At 43.5% G+C, this 21979-nt stretch carries 21 protein-coding genes and 1 pseudogene; 12 read left to right on the top strand and 10 right to left on the bottom strand.

The annotated features are described in order from the left end of the window. The first annotated feature begins 74 nt into the window (after positions 1-74). From AAE02nite_RS03550 to AAE02nite_RS03535, 4 genes are all read left to right on the top strand, one after another. Positions 75-500, top strand: a complete 426-nt coding sequence (locus tag AAE02nite_RS03550) for a cytochrome c maturation protein CcmE domain-containing protein (protein ID WP_146895076.1) — start codon at positions 75-77, stop codon at positions 498-500. A 153-nt stretch (positions 501-653) separates the two neighbouring features. Continuing rightward, complete coding sequence (gene ccsA / locus AAE02nite_RS03545) at positions 654-3260, top strand: cytochrome c biogenesis protein CcsA (RefSeq protein WP_146895075.1); 2607 nt, start codon at positions 654-656, stop codon at positions 3258-3260. A 222-nt stretch (positions 3261-3482) separates the two neighbouring features. Continuing rightward, entirely contained in the window at positions 3483-4286 is an 804-nt protein-coding gene (locus AAE02nite_RS03540) for a Rossmann-like and DUF2520 domain-containing protein (RefSeq protein ID WP_146895074.1), read from the top strand. 237 nt (positions 4287-4523) lie between these two features. Beyond that, positions 4524-5240 (top strand): LytR/AlgR family response regulator transcription factor, encoded by a 717-nt coding sequence (locus AAE02nite_RS03535; protein WP_146895073.1) that lies wholly within the window; start codon positions 4524-4526, stop codon positions 5238-5240. A gap of 281 nt (positions 5241-5521) precedes the next feature. Here the strand turns inward: AAE02nite_RS03535 and AAE02nite_RS03530 are convergent, their stop codons facing one another. After that, positions 5522-6070: a lipocalin family protein gene (locus tag AAE02nite_RS03530; RefSeq protein WP_146895072.1), complete on the bottom strand. Its 549-nt coding sequence runs from the start codon at positions 6068-6070 to the stop codon at positions 5522-5524. A gap of 608 nt (positions 6071-6678) precedes the next feature. Between AAE02nite_RS03530 and AAE02nite_RS03525 the strand changes: the two genes are divergently transcribed. The 5 genes from AAE02nite_RS03525 to AAE02nite_RS03505 all read left to right on the top strand — a co-directional run bounded on the left by AAE02nite_RS03525 (position 6679) and on the right by AAE02nite_RS03505 (position 12962). After that, a complete protein-coding gene (locus AAE02nite_RS03525) occupies positions 6679-7266 on the top strand; it encodes a hypothetical protein (protein ID WP_146895071.1) in 588 nt (195 codons plus the stop codon). 26 nt (positions 7267-7292) lie between these two features. Further along, positions 7293-9455, top strand: coding sequence for a cation:proton antiporter (locus AAE02nite_RS03520; RefSeq protein ID WP_146895070.1), 2163 nt, complete (start codon positions 7293-7295; stop codon positions 9453-9455). A gap of 156 nt (positions 9456-9611) precedes the next feature. Then, a complete protein-coding gene (locus AAE02nite_RS03515) occupies positions 9612-9842 on the top strand; it encodes a FeoA family protein (RefSeq protein ID WP_146895069.1) in 231 nt (76 codons plus the stop codon). A gap of 6 nt (positions 9843-9848) precedes the next feature. Then, a complete protein-coding gene (feoB, locus tag AAE02nite_RS03510; RefSeq protein ID WP_146895068.1) occupies positions 9849-12002 on the top strand; it encodes a ferrous iron transport protein B in 2154 nt (717 codons plus the stop codon). A gap of 171 nt (positions 12003-12173) precedes the next feature. Beyond that, positions 12174-12962 (top strand): polysaccharide deacetylase family protein, encoded by a 789-nt coding sequence (locus AAE02nite_RS03505; RefSeq protein ID WP_146895067.1) that lies wholly within the window; start codon positions 12174-12176, stop codon positions 12960-12962. 14 nt (positions 12963-12976) lie between these two features. Here the strand turns inward: AAE02nite_RS03505 and AAE02nite_RS27000 are convergent. From AAE02nite_RS27000 to AAE02nite_RS03465, 9 genes and pseudogenes are all read right to left on the bottom strand, one after another. Further along, positions 12977-13090: pseudogene (locus AAE02nite_RS27000) on the bottom strand (hypothetical protein); the annotation flags it as partial. A 12-nt stretch (positions 13091-13102) separates the two neighbouring features. Then, positions 13103-13393, bottom strand: coding sequence for a nucleotidyltransferase family protein (locus AAE02nite_RS03500; protein WP_146895066.1), 291 nt, complete (start codon positions 13391-13393; stop codon positions 13103-13105). A gap of 432 nt (positions 13394-13825) precedes the next feature. Continuing rightward, complete coding sequence (locus AAE02nite_RS03495) at positions 13826-14743, bottom strand: DUF5655 domain-containing protein (protein WP_146895065.1); 918 nt, start codon at positions 14741-14743, stop codon at positions 13826-13828. A 162-nt stretch (positions 14744-14905) separates the two neighbouring features. Beyond that, positions 14906-15613: an SAM-dependent methyltransferase gene (locus AAE02nite_RS03490; RefSeq protein WP_146895064.1), complete on the bottom strand. Its 708-nt coding sequence runs from the start codon at positions 15611-15613 to the stop codon at positions 14906-14908. Positions 15614-15699: 86 nt separating this feature from the next. Then, positions 15700-16464: an alpha/beta fold hydrolase gene (locus tag AAE02nite_RS03485; protein WP_146895063.1), complete on the bottom strand. Its 765-nt coding sequence runs from the start codon at positions 16462-16464 to the stop codon at positions 15700-15702. A gap of 10 nt (positions 16465-16474) precedes the next feature. Then, complete coding sequence (locus tag AAE02nite_RS03480; RefSeq protein WP_503826132.1) at positions 16475-17059, bottom strand: PH domain-containing protein; 585 nt, start codon at positions 17057-17059, stop codon at positions 16475-16477. Between the two features lie 16 nt (positions 17060-17075). Beyond that, the gene (gene selD, locus AAE02nite_RS03475) at positions 17076-18116 is read right to left on the bottom strand and encodes a selenide, water dikinase SelD (protein WP_146895061.1); all 1041 of its coding nucleotides are present in this window, start codon (positions 18114-18116) and stop codon (positions 17076-17078) included. A gap of 219 nt (positions 18117-18335) precedes the next feature. Beyond that, positions 18336-19394, bottom strand: coding sequence for a tRNA 2-selenouridine(34) synthase MnmH (mnmH, locus tag AAE02nite_RS03470; protein WP_146895060.1), 1059 nt, complete (start codon positions 19392-19394; stop codon positions 18336-18338). A 3-nt stretch (positions 19395-19397) separates the two neighbouring features. After that, positions 19398-20111, bottom strand: a complete 714-nt coding sequence (locus AAE02nite_RS03465; RefSeq protein WP_146895059.1) for a pyridoxine 5'-phosphate synthase — start codon at positions 20109-20111, stop codon at positions 19398-19400. 224 nt (positions 20112-20335) lie between these two features. Between AAE02nite_RS03465 and AAE02nite_RS03460 the strand changes: the two genes are divergently transcribed. From AAE02nite_RS03460 to AAE02nite_RS03450, 3 genes are all read left to right on the top strand, one after another. After that, positions 20336-20797, top strand: a complete 462-nt coding sequence (locus tag AAE02nite_RS03460) for a GatB/YqeY domain-containing protein (protein ID WP_146895058.1) — start codon at positions 20336-20338, stop codon at positions 20795-20797. Positions 20798-20801: 4 nt separating this feature from the next. After that, complete coding sequence (locus AAE02nite_RS03455) at positions 20802-21320, top strand: CvpA family protein (protein WP_146895057.1); 519 nt, start codon at positions 20802-20804, stop codon at positions 21318-21320. 66 nt (positions 21321-21386) lie between these two features. Next, on the top strand, positions 21387-21953 hold the full coding sequence (locus AAE02nite_RS03450) for an anthranilate synthase component II (protein ID WP_146895056.1): 567 nt from the start codon (positions 21387-21389) through the stop codon (positions 21951-21953). The last annotated feature ends 26 nt before the right edge of the window (positions 21954-21979 follow it).

Raw genomic sequence — 21979 nt, 5'->3', positions numbered from 1 at the left:
ATTTTGCAAGTCCCGGATTTTTATACCCAACTTGCGTGTTAATATAAAGCTGCAGGTTCTAGATTTTAAATAAAATGAAGAAAACACACATTATTGGTATTGCGGTTATAGCCATAGCCATTGCCATTATTATAACCACCGCTGGCGATGCCAGTAGTTATGTATCGTTTAAAGAAGCCCGCGAACTGGCTCAGGAAGGAAATACCACCCCGGTACACGTAGTAGGCCGCCTGAAAAAGGATGCAAACAACCACATTGTGGGCATGCAGTACGATCCAAGGATAGACCCGAATTATTTTACCTTTACTTTGGTAGACACCAATCGGGTTGAACAACAAGTTGTTTACTATAACAACAAACCCCAGGACTTTGAACGCTCGGAGCAGGTAGTAATTATTGGCAAAATGCAGCAGGATAAATTCGTAGCTGATAAAATATTGCTCAAGTGTCCGTCTAAGTACGTCGAAAACGAGATTAAAACGGAATCGGCCGGCTTGTAAATGCGTGAAGAGTTAAAAGTTGAAGGTTAAAGGATAATCGACAAGTTTTAACTCTTTATTATAATGTAGTAAATCAGAAAGTTAAATACAGGTAAACAGATTTAAATATTCTCTAACCTTTAACTTTTAACCTTTAACTTTAAAAAATAAATCGTGATAAATACATTTATCGGAGACCTGGGGCACTTTAGCGTTATCCTGGCATTTGTAGCGGCGGTAGTGGCAGCGCTTTCGTATTTTATGGCCTCCTGGAAACAGCCGTTGGGCCTGGAAGATGCGAATTGGAAAAGGCTGGGCCGTATTGCTTTTTATGTGCATACGGTAGCGGTGCTGGGTATTATTATCTCCCTGTTTAATATTATTCAGAACCACCGGTACGAGTACCATTATGCCTGGAGCCACTCCAGCAACCACCTGCCTACCCACTTTATGATTTCGTGTTTCTGGGAAGGGCAGGAGGGTAGCTTTTTGCTTTGGATATTCTGGCATACCCTGCTGGGATTAGGTATTATCTGGTTTAACAAAAAATGGGAAGCGCCCACCATGGCGGTTTTTGCCTTTGTGCAGTTCTTCCTGACTTCTATGATTCTGGGCGTGGTTATCGGTGACCTGAAAATTGGTTCTTCGCCGTTTATCTTGCTCCGCGATTTTATGCCGGATGCCCCGGTATTTAAGCTCAACCCCGATTTTGTGCCGAAAGATGGTACCGGCCTGAACCCGCTGTTGCAGAACTACTGGATGGTGATTCACCCGCCAACCTTGTTTTTAGGTTTTGCAGCTACCCTGGTGCCCTTTGCTTTTGCGGTTGCCGGTTTGTGGAAAGGCGAATTTACCAAATGGGTGAAGCCCGCTTTACCCTGGGCTCTGTTTGCAGGCCTGGTATTAGGTGTCGGTACCATGATGGGCGCTTACTGGGCTTACGAAACCCTGAACTTTGGCGGTTACTGGAACTGGGATCCCGTAGAAAATGCGGTTTATATTCCGTGGCTGGTGCTGGTGGCGGCTATTCATACGCTGCTGATTTACCGCCGGAGCAAAGCCGGTTTACACGTTTCTTTCGTGCTGGTAATGGTTTCTTTCCTGCTGATATTATACGCTACTTTCTTAACCCGTAGTGGTATTCTGGGTAATGCTTCCGTACACTCCTTCACCGACTTAGGTTTGTCGGGGCAGTTATTTACCTATATGGCGGCCTTTGTGGTATTAGCCAGTGCTTTATTGGTTTGGCGCTGGAAAAAAATTCCGGCTACCGAGAAAGAACTGACTACTTACAACAGCGAATTCTGGGTATTTATTGGTGCGGTGGTATTGTGTTTAGGGGCCTTCCAGGTATTATTTACCACTTCTATTCCGGTATATAATGCGTTTATGGGCTTTATTGGCATTAAAACCAACCTGGCCTTACCCGCCGACCAGATTGCCCACTATACCAAATTCCAGCTCTGGATGGGGGTAGGTATTGCTGTTTTATCGGGGGTGGCGCAGCTAATGTGGTGGCAGAAAAACGACAAAGCCCGTTTAAGCAATGCATTGGCCGTACCGGCTATTCTTACTTTATTATTTGTAAGTTTAATATTAGTGCTGGGCCGTTTAGGTGTAGGTCCCAAAATAGATAATCCGGTTTATATTGTATTGTTACTGGTAGCTTTCTTTGCGGTATTTGCCAACCTAGGAATGATATTTACTTTGGTAAAACGCAAGGCGGTTTTAACCGGTGGCGCGGTGGCGCACATTGGCGTGGCTTTAATGCTGATTGGTATTCTGTATTCTTCGGGCTACTCTACTATTGTTTCCCAAAATACCTCCGGCTTGCTTTACTCCCGCGATTTTCCGGAAGAAATTAACCGCGATAATGTGTTACTTTTCCGGAATAACCCAATAGAAATGGGTAAATATAAGTTAACGTACGAAGGACAGTTCATGGAAGTAGATGATTTCCCGGAGTACGTAAACAAAGAATCGCTTTTCCGGTTGGCGCTGGATGAGCACCGTGCTCTGGCCCGTACCGATTTAAAATATAAAGACAAAGTTTATTTTAAAACCGGCGATACTGTTTCTATTACACCTGAAAATACCTATTACAAAATAGTATACCTGGAAAAAGGCACTGGCAAAACTTTTACCTTGTATCCGCGGGCTCAGATTAATGAGGAAATGGGCTTTCTGGCTTCTCCGGATATTAAAAATGGTTTAACCAGCGATTTGTACACCCACGTTTCGGCGGTGATGAATAACGAAGAAGAACGGGAGTGGAGTGAATTGAAAGAACATAATGTAGCTATCGGCGACACCTTATTCCTGAACGATTACGTGGCCGTATTAAAAGGTATTGAGCCGGTTCGGAAAGTAGAAGGCATCCAATTAGGTGAGAAAGATGTAGCGGTGCAAGCCGATTTAAAAATATTCGGCGAGAACAAGGAGTACCACGGCCATCCGTTATTTGTGATTAAAGACAACATGGTTGGTCGCATACCCGACGAAATCGAAGATTTAGGTTTGCGCTTAACTTTCATGAGCATTGACACGGAAAATAACCGGTTTACCATTGGCGTCAATACCACCCAGAAGGATTATGTAATCCTGAAAGCCATGGAAAAACCTATTATAAACCTGCTTTGGATTGGTACGATGGTTATGAGCCTGGGCTTTATAATGGCTATTTTCCGCCGCTCCGGCGAAGGTAAAGCCGAAAATATTACCACTGGTAAAGGCGCTAACCAACAGCGTTCCGGCGAAAAGAAACAAGTGGCAAAAGTTTAATATTTTAATCATGCCCGACAAAAAAGCTCCTTTGTTTAAAGGAGCTTTTTTAGTTTTATCCGGCAATACTTATACCAACTGGCATAAACTAGCTGCCATTGCTTAAAACCTCACAGGTTTTAAAGACCTGTGAGGTTTGTGCAACCAGAATAACCATGGTTCTCTTAGGGAAGAGCGTTCAAGAGGTTTGGTATTATTCTCTTAAATAAAATATTATTGCTAATGTTGGAAACTCCCATTTCTCATCCTCTAAAATTGGCTTTTATTGGCTCCGGACAGGTGGCCACGCATTTAGCTCTGGCCTTCGAGCAGGCAGGGCACCGGGTGCAACTAATTTATTCCAGGCAATTAGCCCATGCTACCCAACTGGCAAACCAGCTAACCCAGACCAGCGCCACCGATAATCTTAATTTTGTAGAGCAGCCGGGCTGTGATTTATATATTATCAGCCTCTCCGATGCGGCGGTAACAACCGTTATGGCCGCGGCCCAATTTCCAACTGATAGCCGGGTGGTGCATACCTCCGGCAGTTTGCCAATGGCAGTATTATTGCGGCCGGCCTTTAAGCTGCAGATTGGTGTATTTTATCCTATTCAAACTTTTTCCCGGAACCAACCAATTAATTTAGCCGAGGTTCCGATTGCCTTGGAAGCCCCCGAACCGGAATTGGCCGCTTTGCTGCAGCAACTCGCTGCAAGCATCAGCCGGAAGGTAATATTTATGGCAGGAACCGAACGGAAGAAACTACATCTGGCGGCGGTTTTTGCCTGTAATTTTACAAACCATTTATTGGGCATCAGCCACGAAATATTAGTTAAGAACCAACTAGCACCCGATTTATTGGAACCGCTGATTAGAACAACCATCGAAAAAAGCTTTCATAATCATCCTTTTAGCGTGCAAACCGGCCCCGCCGTGCGGGGAGACGAAAATATTCTGCAGGAACACTTACAAATGCTATCCGAAGAGCCACTTTACCAGGAAATTTACCTTTTACTTTCCCGCAGCATCCAGGCAGGTAAATGAAATAAGTATACTATTCAAAACAGATGATACCCGGTTGTTGAGCGGAAGTAGTTTAAAGTTTAATACAGCTGCTTTGCGTAGATATTAATCCAGTTACCACAACGCTCTATCTTGAAAGAATTAGTCTTTTGTATAAAAATAGTTTAAATTTTTAGGTGGGTAAGTGCTTCATAGTATAATTCCAGAAAATATTTTGGAATATTTTATTAATTTCGCTCTGAATAATAATTAGCTATTATGCCAGGAACGGGAAATTCCGAGAACATCAGTATAAAAACCTTAATCATCGACGATGATCCTTTTTCGGCTAAAGTGCTGGAGAAATTTGTTGGGAATACCGAGTTTTTAGAATTAGTAGGCATTTGTAACAGCAGTCTCGAAGCAGCTAAGTTTCTGCGGACGCAACCAGTAGATTTGCTGTTACTGGATGTAGAAATGCCTGAAATGTCCGGTTTAGATTTGCTATCGACGCTTAACCGCGAAGCTATGGTAATTATGGTAAGCGCCAGCCGCGAATATGCCGTGGAAGCTTTTGAACAAAGCGTAATTGATTACCTGGTTAAGCCGGTGAGTTACCCCCGTTTTTTAATTGCGGCGCAGAAAGCCCTCGATAAAGTAAAGTTAACCAGCCAAACCGCCGCTACGGATTTTACTTTTGTTAAAGTAGAGCAGAAACTGGTAAAAATTCCTTTCGCCGATATTTTTTACATAGAAGCTTTGGGCGATTACGTACATATTGTGGCAAATAATAAGAAAACCATTGTGTACGCTACCATGAAATCCATCGAAAATAAATTCCCTTCAAATAAATTTATTCGCGTTCACCGCTCTTTTATTGTAAACCTCGATAAAATAGGTTCAATAGAAGATAACAATATCATGATCGGCGATAAATACATACCCATTGGCGCTACCTACATGAAAGGCATTTTGCAGTTGTTAAACCGGTTTTAACAAATGCGGCTGTTTACCAGTTATTAACTGGAAAGGTAAGTAAACTGATTTGTTGCGATCCGTTCTTTGGTGCGTAGCCACTTACATAGAACTCATACCAAATAGTTCGGAGTACCTGCCATAGATAAGCAGAAAAAGTCTGAGCGGACGCTTGAACCAGGTTATTGATAGAATAGCCTTTAAGAGAGATGGTATATTTTAAGTAAACTACTATAAACCCACTAAGTAGCTTTTTAAATGCCATTTCTAACCTCCAGCAATATTTAGTCTGCCTGTTAAGCTCAACCGCAGCTTTGGTTGGTTTTGCGCAACCTACTTACCTCAAATCCTTTTTCGGCAATTTCCTGCACCAGCCGGGCGTATAGGGTAGGTGCCATGGCAGGTGTGCGGGAGAGAATCCATAAATTATCACGGTCGGGGGTACCTACTACAGCGTAAGAATAATCCTCGGCCAGTGCCAGTACCCAGTAATCGCCGGTAAAAGGCCAGAAAAATTGTACCTGCAGTTTGCTGTTATTGCTGCCCGGTACGGCAAAAGCCTTGCCTTTAATGCTTTTAAGTTTACCGGTTGGTTTATTTTTCCGGCAGGCATTAAATACTTCTACGTAGCCTTCGGGGTTTACCTGGTACTCGGCAGTTGTGCAGTGGCAACCTTTCTGAAAGCGTTGCGGAAAAGCGGCAATCTCGTACCACTTGCCGGCGTAACGGTTTAAATCTACGGCCGCCACAGTTGCCAATGGCGGGTAGTTCTTAGTACGGGTAAGCAAGAGGTAGGTAGCGCCCAGTGCTACCAAACCAGCTCCTAGCAGGTATTTATTTCTGGTTGTCATGTTATTGAATCTTCCTTAATATTTTCGGTCTGATAAAAAATATGGATGGTGCCGCAGCATAAAAGACGGGCTTCACTTAAAAACTAACAAACCATTTGTTGCGCAAATGGTTTGTTAGTTTTTAAGTGAAGCTGCCTTATTTATCTTCTTTTTTCACACAATTCGGTACTTTTTTACCTCCTTTGGTCTTCATTCCTTCTTTTTGATAACCATCCCAGCAGGGGTCTTTTTTTGAGTCTTCTTTTTTCGTTGCCATTTTACTGATACTTTGGTTTTGTAAGGTATACGGCTAAATTTGTTAAACCGGTTTATGATTGGGCATCGGCCGGTAGCAAAATAAGCTAAATGGCCGCTACAAAGACCCGCAAATTTCCGGATGGGCTAATTTGTAACCGTTATTACAAAAAAAAGGTACTTATAATCTGAGATAATTGCTGTAGACAGCAATTTAAAACCGCTCTGACTGGGCATTAACGGAAATTGTCGCCTTCCGGGCAGCTCCGTACCTGACACGTATTTTCATCAGGAAACTATAATTTGGGCCGTTTAATTAATTTATACTGGCGTTCGTTTTTCTGACTCACTTAAAATTAAACCGATTTCTGCGCATGAAATGGACCACTTATTTACCGCTGCTACTAGTTTTTACAATGTTTGGCTGTGGCCTCCGGCAACGGGAAGAACTGGTGCAAAAGCGGGAAGCAGAACTGGCCCGGCGGGAGCAGGAATTGCTGGTAAAAGAAAATAACCTGCAACTGAAAGAAACAGAATTAATAAAACGAGAGCAGCAACTTAAAACCGCGCCACAACCAGATTCTGTAGCGCAGCCCGTTGCCGGCGAAGTTAATCCGGCCCTGGTAGGAACCTGGAATGCCCGCATGGTTTGTACCGAAACAACCTGTACCGGCTCGGCGGTGGGCGATACCAAAACCGAAACCTGGGACTTGTCTTACCAGGGTAACCAGGTAATAGCCAAAGCCATGACCGGCGAAAACCTGACCCGGATTTATACGGGCGCTTATCATAATAATTTACTCGAATTAACCGAAAACGTGGAGCATACTGCCGCCGCTCCCGCCACCAAAATGGTAGTTCGGCTTACCCTGTTAAATCCAATCACCTTAGACGGGCAACGGGAAATCATCAGAGCCGGCGACTGCCGGATTGTTTATAATTTACAATTGAATAAACAATAATCAAGACAACTTCTTAAGCTAAAAGAATGATATTGTTAAGTGAATTAAACTTCGAGTTGCCTTTACGTAACCCGGTGATTATATTTTCCCTGGTACTTTTTATTATTTTATTTTCGCCTATCTTATTTAACAGAATTAAGGTTCCCCCCATCATCGGGCTGATTGTGGCAGGCGTAATTATTGGGCCCTATGGTTTAAATTTATTATTGCGCGACAGCAGCATTGTGCTGTTTGGTACTGTAGGCTTGCTGTATATCATGTTTACCGCCGGCTTAGAAATAGACCTGGAAGAATTTAGAAAAAACCAGTTTAAGAGCCTGGTATTCGGGCTGTATACTTTTCTTGTTCCAATGGCTATCGGGGTACCGGCCGCCTACTTTATTCTGGGTTTTAATATTCCCTCGGCTATTCTGTTGTCGAGTATGTTTGCCACGCATACATTGCTGGCTTACCCCATTACCAGTCGCTACGGCATTAACCGCATCCGGGCCGTTACGCTTACCATTGGGGGCACCATTATTACCGATGTGCTGGCCCTGTTGGTTTTAGCGGCCATTGTGGGCATGTATAAAGGCGATATCAGCAGTGCTTTCTGGATTCGGCTGGCCGTATCGTCGTTAATATTTGCGGCAATTGTGTTTTTTGTGTTCCCGTTAATTGCCCGTTGGTTTTTTAAGAAGTTCGACGATAATATTTCGCAGTATATTTTTGTACTGGCCATTGTTTTTTTAGGTTCCTTTTTAGCCGAAGTAGCCGGACTCGAAGCCATTATAGGGGCCTTCTTATCGGGCTTGGCCATCAACCGGTTTATACCGCACACCTCCCCGCTCATGAACCGCATCGACTTTGTGGGCAACGCCTTGTTCATTCCTTTCTTTCTGATAAGCGTGGGGATGCTGGTAGATTTTAGTGTGCTGTTTAAAGGCTTTGGCGCCTTGAAAGTTGCCGGCGTAATGATTGCTATGGCCGTAGCCGGCAAGTTTCTGGCGGCCTGGTTTACCCAAAAAACTTTTAAATTAAACAACCTCGAACGGCAAATGATATTTGGGTTGAGCAATGCCCGCGTGGGGGCAACCCTGGCCGTAGTTTTGGTAGGCTATAATGTAATATTAGGCGAAACGCCTTCCGGCGAGCCTATCCGGCTGTTAAGCGAAGATGTATTAAACGGCACGATTATCATGATTCTGGTTACTTGCACGCTTAGCTCATTTACGGTAGAAAAAGCTTCCCGCCAAATTGCTCTCGAAGAAAGTGCCAAACAAAGTTCTGCCGAAGATAAACACGACGAAAAAATATTAATATCGCTGGCTTACCCCGAAACCGTTAATAATTTAGTTGATTTAGCCTTGCTGATAAAGCCCAATAAAAGCAAGGCTCCGATTTATGCCCTGCATGTGCGCGATGAGGAGGATGAGCAGGACACCACCGAAAGTAAGCAGGCAACGGGCAAAAAGATGATGGAAAAGGCCATTACGCAGGCCGCCGCCACCGACAATACCATAGTGCCCCTTAACCGCTTCGATCTAAATATCAGCAACGGTATTATTTATACCATTAAAGAACATGACATTACCGATTTAATTATGGGTCTGCACCGGTTGGCCCACGCGGGCGACGGTTTTTTTGGGCCGGTAGCCGAAAAAATATTAGAACGCACCCCCGAAACCATATTTATTTATCATGCAGCCCAGCCCATCAATACTTTAAACCGGATAGTAGTAGCTGTGCCGCCTAAAGCCGAGTATGAGCAAGGGTTTCAGCACTGGTTTAAGCGTATCCAGACCATAGCCCGGGGCACCGGTCTGCCCCTGTATATGTATGCCGACGCCAGAACTATAAGAATGCTACAGGACATGAACGGTAGCGATAGTTCGCCGCTTACGATTGTTTATGAACCTTTCGAGAACTGGCAGGAATTTTTGATTTTTAGCCGCGAGGTTAAACCCGACGATTTATTCATCATTGTTTCGTCGCGGAGAGGGTATCTTTCTTACCATCCCGAAACCGAAAAGCTGCCTTATTACTTAACTAAGTATTTTTCGCAGAACAGCTATATTATTCTGTTTCCCGAGCAGTTGGAAGGCTTGGACGATCCAAACCTGCGGTCGCTGGAAGAGAATGCCCAACTGATAGATAAAGCCGGCAACTATATGCGTAATATATTTACTCCCGGCGAGCAACGGAAATAAAAGATATTAGGCCCGTATAAATTCTCGTTAGAGAAAGCAATATGATGCAGGCAGATAAAAAGAATAACGCGAAATTTTAAAGTAAAACATATTTTGGAATAACCCGGAACACCTTGTAACTTGCAGTTGTTTGTAATAAGTCTAAATAAGCGAAAAGTGCAGAAAACCCAGCGCAGTGTCAGAGATTTAAGAATTGGCGAGAAAGGCACTATTGCTGGCCTCCTCGATCCGGAAATGTCGTTGAAGCTACTGGAAATGGGTTGCATACCCGGCACCGAAGTAAAGCTCAACAGCAAAGCCCCATTGGGTGACCCCATAACCATTATTGTAAATGATTACACCCTTTCTTTGCGTTTAGACGAGGCAGAAAACATTATGCTTAAATAAGCGTCTATGACAGAAGTGATCGGATCGGTAGCGGCAGCGCCTGTAATAAACCCTGTAAAAAATAATATCTCCCGGATTGCCTTAATTGGTAATCCTAATTCCGGTAAGTCCTCTTTATTTAACCAGCTTACCGGCCTCAACCAAAAAGTAGGGAATTTCCCCGGCGTAACCGTTGATAAAAAAACCGGCATCAGCCACCTGACGCCCCAGCACAAGGCCCAGATAATTGACCTGCCCGGTACCTACAGCCTTTATCCCAAATCGCTCGACGAAAAAGTTATAATAGATTTACTGTATAATAAAAAATCGGCCCTTTATCCCGATATTTTAGTTATTACGGTAGATGCCTCTAACCTGAAACGGAACTTGTTGCTTTACACGCAGCTTGCCGACTTAGGTATTCCGGCAGTATTGGGCCTGAACATGACCGATGTGGCCGAAACACACGGCGTTAAAATTGATGTAGCACAACTGCAACAGGATTTAGGCGTGCCCGTGGTACCTATGAATGCCCGCAACGGCGTAGGTATTGCGGCCCTGAAAATTCTGGTGTCGCAGCAACTGGAAAAACCTACCCGAACATTTTACCAGATACCCGACGAACTTGTGGTGTTGGTACGCCAAATAAGGTATTATTTTGAGTTGAAAAACGATTACTTGGCGCTGCACTACGCGCACCAGTACAAGAAGCTGTCGTTTTTAAGCGAAGCCGATAAAAACTACATCGAAGATTTGCGGCAGCAATACGGCTTTAATTCCAACGCCTTGCAGGCTGCCGAAACCATTCAGCGGTATACCTTAATTAGTGATTTACTCCTGGATTCGGTAAAAGTAAGCCGCGCCGAATCGAACGAGAAATTCAGCAACAAACTCGACCAGGTTTTAACCCATAAGGTTTGGGGCTATCTTATTTTCTTCGGGGTGCTGTTTATGATGTTTCAGGCCATATTTGCCTGGGCCACTTACCCCATGGACCTGATAGATGCCGGCATTGCCTCCTTAAATGCTTTTATCCAGAGTAAGTTTGATGGGCCGCTCGTAGATTTGCTGACCGAAGGCGTAATTGCTGGTTTGGGTGGGGTACTGATATTTATTCCGCAGATTGCTTTGCTCTTTGCATTTATTGCAATACTGGAAGAGACCGGTTACATGGCTCGCGTTACGTTTATGATGGATAAAATCATGCGTAAGTTTGGCCTAAACGGTAAAAGTGTGGTGCCGCTTATTTCGGGGGTGGCCTGTGCCGTACCCGCCGTCATGGCCGCCCGCAACATCGATAACTGGAAAGACCGGATGATTACCATCTTCGTAACGCCGCTGATGAGTTGCTCGGCGCGGATTCCGGTTTATACGGTATTAATTGCGCTGGTAGTACCCGAAAAATATTACCTGGGTTTTTTGAATTTGCAGGGTATTGTGCTGATGGGTTTGTATTTACTCGGTTTTCTGGCTGCCATATTTTCGGCGTTGGCTATGAAAGTTATTTTGAAAGCCAAAGAGCGCAGTTACTTTATTATGGAGTTTCCGGTGTATAAAATGCCCCGCTGGAAAAACGTAGGTCTTACCATTATCGAAAAAGTAAAAGCTTTTGTGTTTGAAGCCGGTAAAGTAATTGTAGCTATCTCGGTTATTTTGTGGGTAATGGCCTCTTACGGCCCTGGTAACGCCTTCGAAGCGGCTGAAACGCAGGCCAGGCAGGAAGCCGCCACTCAAAACTTATCTGAAGCCGAAACCAACAGCTTAATATCGGCGCACCAACTGGAATCTTCTTACGCCGGGGTATTCGGTCACGCCATCGAGCCGGCCATCCGGCCGCTGGGCTTCGACTGGAAAATAGGTATTGCTTTGCTTACTTCTTTTGCGGCCCGCGAAGTATTTGTGGGTACTATTTCTACCATTTACAGCGTCGGCGACGAGGAGAATATCAGTACCATTAAAGAAAAATTACTAGCCGAAAAAGACGATGCCGGCAACCCATTCTTTACCCCGGCCCGCGCTTTCTCGCTGCTCATATTTTACGTGTTTGCGATGCAGTGTATGAGTACGCTGGCCGTGGTTTACCGCGAAACCAAGTCCTGGAGATGGCCTATTATGCAACTCTTCTACATGAGCGGCCTGGCCTACGTTAGCTCTTACATTGTTTACCAGTTATTTAAATAATAAATAAACGGTTAAATATTTTAACAGCTTTTTAGAATAAATATTAAAGGCGCGGCAGCTAGTTCGCGCCTTTTTCATGGCTGCGTTTTCACGGTTAAATAGTGAATTTATTAAGCCAGATATGCTTTAAATATTGTATTTTAGTAGCCCTCGTATTTAATAAAAAACAAAATGCCCCTGAAAAGAATTTTTACCTTTTTACTGTGCCTGTTCAGTTTAGCCCTGCAGGCGCAGGATTGGAATAAAAAGCAAAGCGCAGTTGTCCTGACTTATGATGATGCCCTGAATGTGCACTTGGATAAAGTTGTCCCAGCCCTGGATGCCGTGGGGTTAAAAGGCACGTTTTACCTTACAGCTTCATCGGCGGCTTTTACCAAACGGCTAAATGAATGGAAAAAAGTAGCCGCTAATAAACACGAATTAGCCAATCATACGCTTTTCCATCCCTGCGATGGCAGCCTACCCGGCCGCAGCTTTGTAACCCCAGATTATAACCTGGCTACTTATTCGGTGCGCAGAATTACCGATGAAATAAAAATGACCAATGCGGTGTTACAAGCCCTTGATGGGAAGCAAGAACGCACCTTTGCTTACCCGTGCGGCGATACCAAAATTAATGGTGTATCTTACCTGGATGCCTCTAAAAACGAATTCATCTCGGCTCGTGGGGTAAAAAGCGAAATGGTAAGTAAAGGCAATGTAGATTTATATAATATTGGCAGCTATATGATAAACGGCCAATCCGGAGAGGAACTAATAGCACTGGTGAAAAAAGCCATTGAAACGAACAGTATGCTTGTGTTTCTGTTTCACGGCGTAGGCGGGGAGCATAACTTAAACGTATCGCTGGAAGCCCACAATCAGTTACTGCGTTTCCTGAAAGATAACGAGAAGAAAATCTGGGTGCCCACTTTTGTGGAAGCTTCTAAATATTTGAAAGCAACAGGAGCAGGAAAATAAACTAAAGAGTTTTGTTACTCTGCTTTATTTTCTTTATCTAATATATTTTCCAGCATCTTTTTGTTTTCCGCCAGATGGTCTTTGGCTATTTCCCAAAGTATGCTGTTATCTATTTTATGATAATCATGAGCTGAAAGGTTTCATAAATATTTTACCTGGCTAAGAATACTTTCCTTCCACTGTTTTCTTAGCGAGTTCTCTGTTACCAAGTCAACCTTCCTGCCCAACACCGATTCTAAATAATCCTTCAAGTCAAAAAAAATCCACCCAATCCCCCTTTTACAAGTTACAATAATATCCACGTCAGAATCTTCCGAAAAATCACCTCTGGCAAAAGAACCAAAATAGCCAATTCGGTCAACCAGGAATTTTTTTTGGAGAATAGGCTTGACTTCTTTGATTTTTTGTTCTATTTCTTTAGAGGATATCATTTTAAAAATTGGTTTTAGTTATTGCTTGTTTTTCTCGTTTTGTCAAAAATATAAGGAATATTTTTGTTATCAATTATTAAATAATATTCCTCAATAAATGGTGTGCCATTATGCTTAAACCTGCAAAAGAAGTGTGGTTACATAAAATGTTCATCTCCATTTAAATCATAAATAATTAAATGTTCATAATTAATAATTTTTTTAGCGCAGAAGTTACTTCCGTGCTTGGGTTGAAGGCACGGAAGTAACTTCCACGCCATATAGATATGAATTCCTACTCTATAGTTGTAACTTAACCGAACACTAGCGGATTAGGTATTGACGAAAACAGGTAATTTCAAGATTACCGTTGACTAAAATTGGAGGGGTTTGTTTACGTCAGCCGAATAATATTGCGTTAGCCCCGCTTTTAATAATGCCTTGTTGTTGCTGTTATTCATTGTTTTTTCGTAAGGATTGTTTTAAAAGGCTTAAAATATAGTCAATATCCTCAAGGTCTGCCAATTTAATTTCATAAGCCCCATTACCCCAATGCCCAACGTTTGAGACATCACGAGAAACATTCTTTTGGTCTTGTAACTCGCCACTTTTCAAATTTAGATAGATTTTTAATCCTTTACCTTGTAACACAATATCACAAAAAATATTGCTATTTACTTTAAAACCGATTGTTTGTTTTTTTGGTTGAACGGTTACATTGTCGTTCATATTTAATAATCTGTCTTTTAATTGTTCATATAGCTCACGTGTTTCAAAATCAACCTTACTAAGATGATCTTGTTCAGTATAAACCTTCACTTCTTTACTTACAGCTTCTACAGTATCGTCTGTGCGTGAAATGGTTTTTATACTTTCTTTAGCTGATGCTTTTTGAATTTGCTCAAAAGAAACTGTATCATTCTCAAATTTTTTGACCTCCCACAGTTCAATCGGCAAGTCTTTAAAATTTATAGCTTCTCGCTGATAAGTTGTAAACAATGGTGAAACAAAAATTACTTTAGATTGTGTCCAATCAACATCGGTCCGCTTTAAACTTTGATTTTGGCTTTCGTTATATTCCAAAATAAAGTCAGCCTTATTATTGAGCATTAAAGATAAGTAAGCATACCCTTGGTCGATAACACTAAAAGTTTTGTCTCGCTTGTATTCAATAATAACAAATGTTTTTGCTTCCGGATCAAACGCTAATGTATCAATTCGGAAATTGTTTAAAGAAAATTCAGAACGTATAAAGTTTAAATGTAATAATGCACGTAAATTTTGTTCTGTCAGCCGTTGTATTTCTCTTTCAAATTTAAATGAGGTTTCTTTAATGTGTTCGAGTTGCTGTCCAATTTTATATAATGGCATACTTTGTCAGTTTATATAAAGGCACTTAGCTTATTGCTGTACCAAAGCATTAGATTGATTTATCTTAAATAAGCGGATAATTCTTAGATAATACAACAAAAATTTTATTCATTAGAATTAAATAATTGAATTATTTAAAGCTCTCGAAAATACCCCCTGTACTTATTTATACAACAGAAACACTGCCGGCTGCTTATGTAAATCCGGTAAATTCTTCTTCCAGTTGGCAATGGTATCGGTGCGGATGAATTCGTTGGGGGCGGTAATATTGGCGGCAATGCAGAGGCGGTAACTAGGGGTGAGGTGCTGCATTAAATCCTGGAGAAGTTGGTTGTTGCGGTAAGGCGTTTCCATGAAAATCTGGGTCTGGTCTTTCTGCAGCATTTCCTTTTCTAAATTCCGGATAGCGGCTATCCGGTCTTTTTTTTCTATGGGTATATAACCGTGGAAAGCAAAGGACTGGCCGTTAAAACCCGAAGCCATCAGGGATAATAATATGGCCGAAGGACCAACCAGCGGCTTTACTTTAATACCTTGGCGATGGGCAAATTTTACTACTTCGGCGCCAGGATCGGCTACGCCGGGGCAACCGGCTTCCGCAATAATGCCGGCGCTGATACCTTCCTGCAGGGGCAGCAAAGCTTTCTTTACCTCAGCTTCCGACGAGTCTTTGTCTATTACCACTATCTGTAATTCTTCAATTACTTTTGCAGGCGACACGGTTTTAATGTACCGCCGGGCCGTACGCGCATTTTCTACGATAAAGTAAGACAAACCAGCCACGGCCGAAATTATTTCGGGGGGAATAACGGTCGTTGCCGTATCTTCGGCCAATACCGATGGAATTAAATAGAGAGTACCTGTCGTCATAGATTACTAGGTAGCCAATAGCGCGGAGCCGAAGTATTTTTGGTAACTAAGCCGCTTGGCCCTTAATAAATAATTACCTAAAAAGTTTATTTCAGGAATTCGGTAACTAAATTAAAAACCTCCTGCGGGGCTTCGGCGTGTACCCAGTGGCCAGCGTTTTCTACGGTTTTAATCTGGGCGGCCGGAAATAATTTATGAATCGGTTCGGTATCGTACTGCGGTTTTATATAACCCGAACGGGCGCCTTTTATAAATAATACGGGTTTGGTATAGGTCGTATCGGATTGTGTTTCTTTGCCCACTTCTTCAATATTGGCTTCAATCGAGGCTAAGTTCATGCGCCAAGCAAAAGTATTTTCTTCGGTCCGGTACAAATTCTTCGATAAAAATAGCCGTACTTCTTCTTCCGGAATATATTGCGCCAAAGCCTGGTCTATCTCGCCCCGGGTTTTAACACCGGCAATATTCACCGAGTTTAAAGCATCAATAATATCCTGATGGTGTACGGGGTAGGGCCGGGGAGCAATATCTACCACAATTAGCCGGGTTACCAGGTTAGGGTAGGTTAAGGCAAATTCCATGGCCACTTTGCCGCCCATCGAATGACCCATAATAGCGGCTTCGGCTAGCTGCAGGTCTTGCATAAAAGTATGCAAATCCTCGGCCATCAGGTTGTAATTAAACTCCGTACTGTGGGGCGAGCGGCCGTGGTTACGCAGGTCTACCAGAAAGACCCGATATTGCTGCGATAAATATTTGGCTAAGGTTTGCCAGTTATCCGACAAACCAAATAAACCGTGTAAAATAACCAGCGGTGAGCCGGAACCCATTTCCCGGAAGTGTAATTTCATAGTGCAGAATTTAAATAAAGCAGATTGATTTATGCTCGACCTGGATGCGATTGCTGTTTATAAATTTAGTAAGCTTATCCAGCGGCATCAGCAGCGAGGTTAAAGTTATTAAACTGCCGTTTCTTATTTCAAAGGTAATATATTCGTAATTACTCCAGAAGAACTTCTTCGATCCGCATTTTACGCGGGTGGCTCGCACAATATCTTCTTTGCGGTAAAAAAGTTTATTCCGAACATCGTAAATTTTAAACGATTCGTTTTTTTTATCCAACTCTACCAGCTTCTGAAAATCGTTAAAGAAATATTGAATATGGAGTGCAAAAACCGGTAACGAAAAGGCCGCCAATATTACGCCAACGGTTAAGAGCAAAGCGGCTTCCAACGGCGACATACGTGGCGCCGCAATATAAGTAACCACCAACGGGCCGGCTATCATCAGGCAAAGCAAAGCCCAGAATAGCATAAAAAAATGCCGGCTGGGGTCGGGTACATAAACACTCCGTTCTTTGGAGAGCAGCGTAATTAAAAACCGCAGCACGTAAAGAACAACGGCTACAAAAGCAAGGGTCTTTATCAGTTTTATATAGATGGGCATCAAGGCTTTATCGGGATTATTTTATGGTTATAAATGGTTCCGAAATATTATGGCGCGGTTGTAATTTACCAAACGGTTTTAAATTCAGGTTATAATTCCTGAATACCTGCAACATTTCTGCGCGGCCTTCTGGTTCAACGGCAACGAGCAAACCGCCACTGGTTTGCGGGTCGCAGAGTACTTGCTTCTGGTAATCGGTAAGGGCGCTTATTTTGTGGCCGTAGCTGTCGAAGTTGCGGGTAGTACCGCCAGGGAAAGCTTTTTGTGCTAAATATTCGTCTATTTCGGGTAAGCGGGGTACTTCGTCAAAATATATTTCGGCGGTCAGGTTGCTGCCTTCGCATACTTCGGCCAGGTGGCCCACCAAACCGAAGCCGGTAACATCGGTTAAGGCTTTTACAAATTTTGATTTTCCCAGGTCAGATCCAATTTTATTTAACCGCATCATTTGCTGGGGTGCTAAATCGGCATGTTCTGGTTTTAATATTCCTTTTTTCTGAGCCGTGGTTAAAATTCCAACCCCTAAAGGTTTCGTTAAATATAGTTCGCAGCCCGCCGTAGCGGTATTATTTTGTTTCAGGTTTTCGATGGCTACCATGCCGGTTACCGCCAACCCGAAGATAGGCTCGGGACTATCGATGCTGTGGCCGCCGGCCAACGGAATACCGGCTTCGGCGCAAATACTTCGGCTGCCTTCTATTACCTTTTGGGCTACTTCGGCCGGGAGTTTATCTAGTGGCCACCCCAGTACCGCAATAGCCATTAGCGGCGAACCGCCCATGGCGTACACATCGCTGATCGCATTGGCAGAAGCTATCCGTCCGAAATCGTAAGCATCATCCACAATCGGCATAAAAAAATCGGTGGTACTGATTATGGCCCGGCCATCGCCGATGGCGTACACGGCGGCATCGTCGCGGGAATGGTTACCAACTAATAAGTTGTGGTTATCGGGAGCTTGGGTAGCGGTTTTAAGAATGGTGTCTAATATTTTGGGAGATATTTTGCAGCCGCAACCAGCGCCGTGGCTGTATTGGGTAAGTTTAAAGTCGGTCATGTTTGGTTGTTTGTGGTAGATTTAAGTGGTTAGTAGTTAGTAATTAGTTATTAGTTGCGTATAATTAATTCTTAACTTTTTTTTTATTTACTTAACTTAGCTTTTCTGTTCGCAAGTTTCCGCTTATGGGGCGGGTACTTACTTTCCTTTTTAGAATTAACCCTTCTGTCCTCCGGGCACCTTCCCTAAATAAGGGAAGGAGTTGCAGAAGAGCCAAAGCTAATCAAGCTGGCTATAAGTCTGAATTACTACTTGCTTTTGCTGTAGTAGCTCTAATATTTGCTGTGCATTTTCCGATGCGTTGGTACCAGGTAATGGAATGGTAATAAGTTGTTGTGGATTCTTATTAGCCAACTGAAAAGAATAAGCTTTGTCGTAATAAACCAGGGCCAGTTCTACCATTTTCTCCATGTCGCCGGTTTCAATGGCTTGCAGGGCTTCTTTGGTAGCCAGGCCGCCCAAACGTTTTTTTATGCGGAGGATACCTTCGATTAGCAAAGCTTTGTCGGCCTGACAATATTCTATGGCAAGTTTCCGGATGCGTTCGGCTTTGGGAACTTCTATTTTTATTAAGGTGGCGGCTTGCATCTGGTCGTAAAAAGGCTTGGGAATATTTACTTTGCCAATGCTGATGCCTTCGTCTTCGAGCCAGATCCGCTCCGGGTTATTTTGCCCGTAGAGTGCCAGGGCTAAGTCGTTCTCGAATTGTTCAGTACTGGTTTGCGGCGGTTGCCCGATAAGGCCAAAAGACGATCCTTTATGATGCGCCAGTTTTTCGAGATCAATAATGCTTTCATTGGCTCTTTGCAATTGGTGTAATATTTCGGTTTTGCCGCTGCCGGTCATGCCACCTAATATTACTAAAGGATATTTTTTTTCGAACTGGGCCAACGCAAAATGGCGGTAATCTTTGTAGCCGTGTTCCAACAGGTTTACGGTAAAACCAGCCAAATCCAGGAGCCAGGCCACGCCGTTGCTGCGCATGCCACCACGCCAGCAATGTAGCAGTACTTCTTTCTGGGGCGCCAGCTTGGTAGCCATTTTCACAAACCCCGACATTTTAGGTCCAAAATAATCCAGCCCGATTAAGATAGCTTTATCGCGGCTTATTTGTTTGTAAGCAGTGCCTACCTGCTTGCGTTCTGCATCGGTAAACAACGGAAAGCTAAGTGCCCCCGGAATATGGCCGGCTGTAAATTCCAGCGGCGCACGCACATCCAGCACCGGCAGCGAAGCGGTTTTTTCTAAAAATTGTTCGGTGGTGAGCTTGTTTATCAAAGGCTACTGCAACTGTCTTAAATAAAGCTGAACCGTATTTTCGAGGCCCAAATACAAAGCATCGCAGATGAGCGCATGACCAATAGATACTTCGAGTAAACCCGGAATATTCTGCTTTAAATATTTAAGATTATCCAGATCTAAATCGTGACCGGCGTTAATACCTAAGCCTAAAGCAACTGCCCTTTGAGCGGCTGCGGCGTAGGGGGCTATGGCTTTGGCAGGATCTTGCAGGAAGTTTTTAGCGTAAGCTTCGGTGTATAATTCAATGCGGTCGGTACCGGTTTGGGCGGCGCCTTCCACCATTTCTACCACCGGATCTACAAATATCGAAACGCGGGTACCAATGGCTTTTAAGTCGGAGATAATTTCTTTTAAGTAAGCCTGGTGCTTAATAGTGTCCCAACCGGCGTTGGAGGTAATGGCATCGGGCGCATCGGGCACCAGTGTAACCTGCTCGGGTTTAACTTTTTTCACCAGCTCCAGAAAGTCTGGTGTCGGGTTGCCTTCAATGTTAAATTCGGTGGTAACTACCGGTTTCAGGTCCAGCACGTCCTGATACCGGATGTGGCGCTCGTCGGGGCGGGGGTGCACTGTTATGCCTTGCGCCCCAAAACGCTCGCAATCCAGGGCGGCCTGCACCACATCGGGGCGGTTACCCCCGCGGGCATTCCGCAACGTGGCAATTTTATTTATATTTACACTTAGCTTGGTCATAGTTAGTGGTTAGTTTATTGGTAATTAATTCTTAATTATTAAAAATTAATTAAATAAAAGAAATATTTTCCGGCATAACTGATTTTAAGGCTTGGCATTTAATATTTAACGGTGTACTAATAAATCAAAATTAATACCTTTTGTTAAGAATATTTATTTGCTTTGTGGTTATTCTCTAAACCAGTTTAGGGTATTTTATCTGTATAACTGTTAAATATAAAACTATGAGTTTAAAAGAAAGAATAGAAGCGGATATAAAGCAAGCTATGCTGGCGAAAGATAAAACCCGTCTGACCGCTTTGCGCAGTATTAAGTCTTTGATATTATTAGCCGAAACCGAAAAAGGCGCTCCCCAGGCTTTGACACCCGAAACGGAACTAAAATTATTAAACAAAGCGGCTAAACAGCGCCGGGAGTCGGCAGAGGTTTATTCAAATCAGTTCCGGAGCGATCTGGCAGAAACCGAACTGGCTGAACTGGCCATCATTGAAGAATATTTGCCGCAGCAGCTTTCTGAAGCCGATTTGGTAGAGAAACTGGTAGAAATTATTCAGCGGGTAGGTGCCCAGGGTCCATCAGATTTGGGTAAAGTAATGGGAGTAGCCGCCCGCGAACTGAGCGGACAAGCCGATGGCAAAGCTATTTCGTCGGTAGTAAGTCGGTTATTAAACAACACCAACGCCTAGTACCTTGTCAACGTTCGATATTTTTCTGCTGATACCTTTGGCCTTTGGGGTTTTTCAGGGCTTCCGGAAAGGATTGTTGCAGGAATTGCTGGCCGTTATTGCGCTGGTGCTCGGGTTTATTCTGGGTTTAAAATTATTAACCACTGTTATTCCAATAGTACAGCAATATATAGGCAATGCCTACGGGCTGTTGCCGTTTGTATCGTTTTTATTGGTATTCGTTGGCGTTATTTTGGGCGTAAGATTATTGGGTACTGTGCTTAAAACCGCGCTGGATTTTACACCTTTTGGCGTTTTTGATAATATACTGGGTGGGGTGCTGGGTGGCCTTAAATTTTGTCTGGCTTTAAGTTTGCTGCTGAATGTATCGCGCCTGGCCGGTATATCGGTTTCAGACAAAATGGCCAGCGAATCGGTCATTTATCCGGTGGTGCTGAAGGCTACGCCCTATGCCCTGGATATTATGAGTTTTCTGATGCCTTTTATAAAGGGTATGCTGGCTACGCTGAAAGGTTTGTTTTAAGCCACTGAAATATTTTACAGCGCCAGGCAGCCTTTGGGCCAGAATAAACGTGTTGGGTATAGTAAGGTGATATTGCTGCTGGATAATTTTGATTCGTATACCTATAATCTGCTCGATTATTTCGGGCAGTTAGGCATACAAGCGCAGGTGGTCCGGAACGATGTGCCCCTGGCAGCTTTCGAAAAACTGGATTTTCAGGCCATTGTGCTGTCGCCGGGGCCGGGCGTACCCCAGCATGCGGGTAATATGCTAGCCGTGATTCATAAGTATCACCAGACCAAACCCATGTTGGGAATCTGCCTCGGACACCAGGCTTTGGGCGAATACTTTGGGGCTACGCTGCAGAAAGGTATACGGCCCATGCACGGTAAAATATCCGAGATAATATGCCGGAAAGACGCTATATTTGACAACCTTCCGGATAAAATGCCAGTTGTAAGGTATCATTCACTGGTAATAAATAACGAAAGTCCGGTGCTGGTTCCGCTGGCATATACCGCCGATCAGGAACTGATGGCGTTCCGGCACGTATCATTACCGTTGTATGCCTTGCAGTTTCATCCGGAAGCTATTTTAACTACCTACGGATTAGACATCTTGCGCAACTGGGCCCGGTTGGCGGGTATAAAGTGAGCTTAAAAGGCCACACCTTATTTTTA

The sequence above is a fragment of the Adhaeribacter aerolatus genome, from assembly GCF_007991635.1.
Taxonomy (GTDB): Bacteria; Bacteroidota; Bacteroidia; order Cytophagales; family Hymenobacteraceae; genus Adhaeribacter; species Adhaeribacter aerolatus.
This window is presented reverse-complemented; position numbering and strand designations above follow the sequence as displayed.

Bases quoted from the DNA above. Each gene is read 5' to 3' on its own strand.
- AAE02nite_RS03550 (WP_146895076.1), top strand. From the start codon at position 75: ATGAAGAAAACACACATTATTGGTATTGCGGTTATAGCCATAGCCATT.
- AAE02nite_RS03540 (WP_146895074.1), top strand. From the start codon at position 3,483: ATGTTGGAAACTCCCATTTCTCATCCTCTAAAATTGGCTTTTATTGGC.
- AAE02nite_RS03535 (WP_146895073.1), top strand. From the start codon at position 4,524: ATGCCAGGAACGGGAAATTCCGAGAACATCAGTATAAAAACCTTAATC.
- AAE02nite_RS03530 (WP_146895072.1), bottom strand. From the start codon at position 6,070: ATGACAACCAGAAATAAATACCTGCTAGGAGCTGGTTTGGTAGCACTG.
- AAE02nite_RS03525 (WP_146895071.1), top strand. From the start codon at position 6,679: ATGAAATGGACCACTTATTTACCGCTGCTACTAGTTTTTACAATGTTT.
- AAE02nite_RS03520 (WP_146895070.1), top strand. From the start codon at position 7,293: ATGATATTGTTAAGTGAATTAAACTTCGAGTTGCCTTTACGTAACCCG.
- feoB (WP_146895068.1), top strand. From the start codon at position 9,849: ATGACAGAAGTGATCGGATCGGTAGCGGCAGCGCCTGTAATAAACCCT.
- AAE02nite_RS03505 (WP_146895067.1), top strand. From the start codon at position 12,174: ATGCCCCTGAAAAGAATTTTTACCTTTTTACTGTGCCTGTTCAGTTTA.
- AAE02nite_RS03500 (WP_146895066.1), bottom strand. From the start codon at position 13,393: ATGATATCCTCTAAAGAAATAGAACAAAAAATCAAAGAAGTCAAGCCT.
- AAE02nite_RS03495 (WP_146895065.1), bottom strand. From the start codon at position 14,743: ATGCCATTATATAAAATTGGACAGCAACTCGAACACATTAAAGAAACC.
- AAE02nite_RS03490 (WP_146895064.1), bottom strand. From the start codon at position 15,613: ATGACGACAGGTACTCTCTATTTAATTCCATCGGTATTGGCCGAAGAT.
- AAE02nite_RS03485 (WP_146895063.1), bottom strand. From the start codon at position 16,464: ATGAAATTACACTTCCGGGAAATGGGTTCCGGCTCACCGCTGGTTATT.
- AAE02nite_RS03480 (WP_503826132.1), bottom strand. From the start codon at position 17,059: ATGCCCATCTATATAAAACTGATAAAGACCCTTGCTTTTGTAGCCGTT.
- selD (WP_146895061.1), bottom strand. From the start codon at position 18,116: ATGACCGACTTTAAACTTACCCAATACAGCCACGGCGCTGGTTGCGGC.
- AAE02nite_RS03465 (WP_146895059.1), bottom strand. From the start codon at position 20,111: ATGACCAAGCTAAGTGTAAATATAAATAAAATTGCCACGTTGCGGAAT.
- AAE02nite_RS03460 (WP_146895058.1), top strand. From the start codon at position 20,336: ATGAGTTTAAAAGAAAGAATAGAAGCGGATATAAAGCAAGCTATGCTG.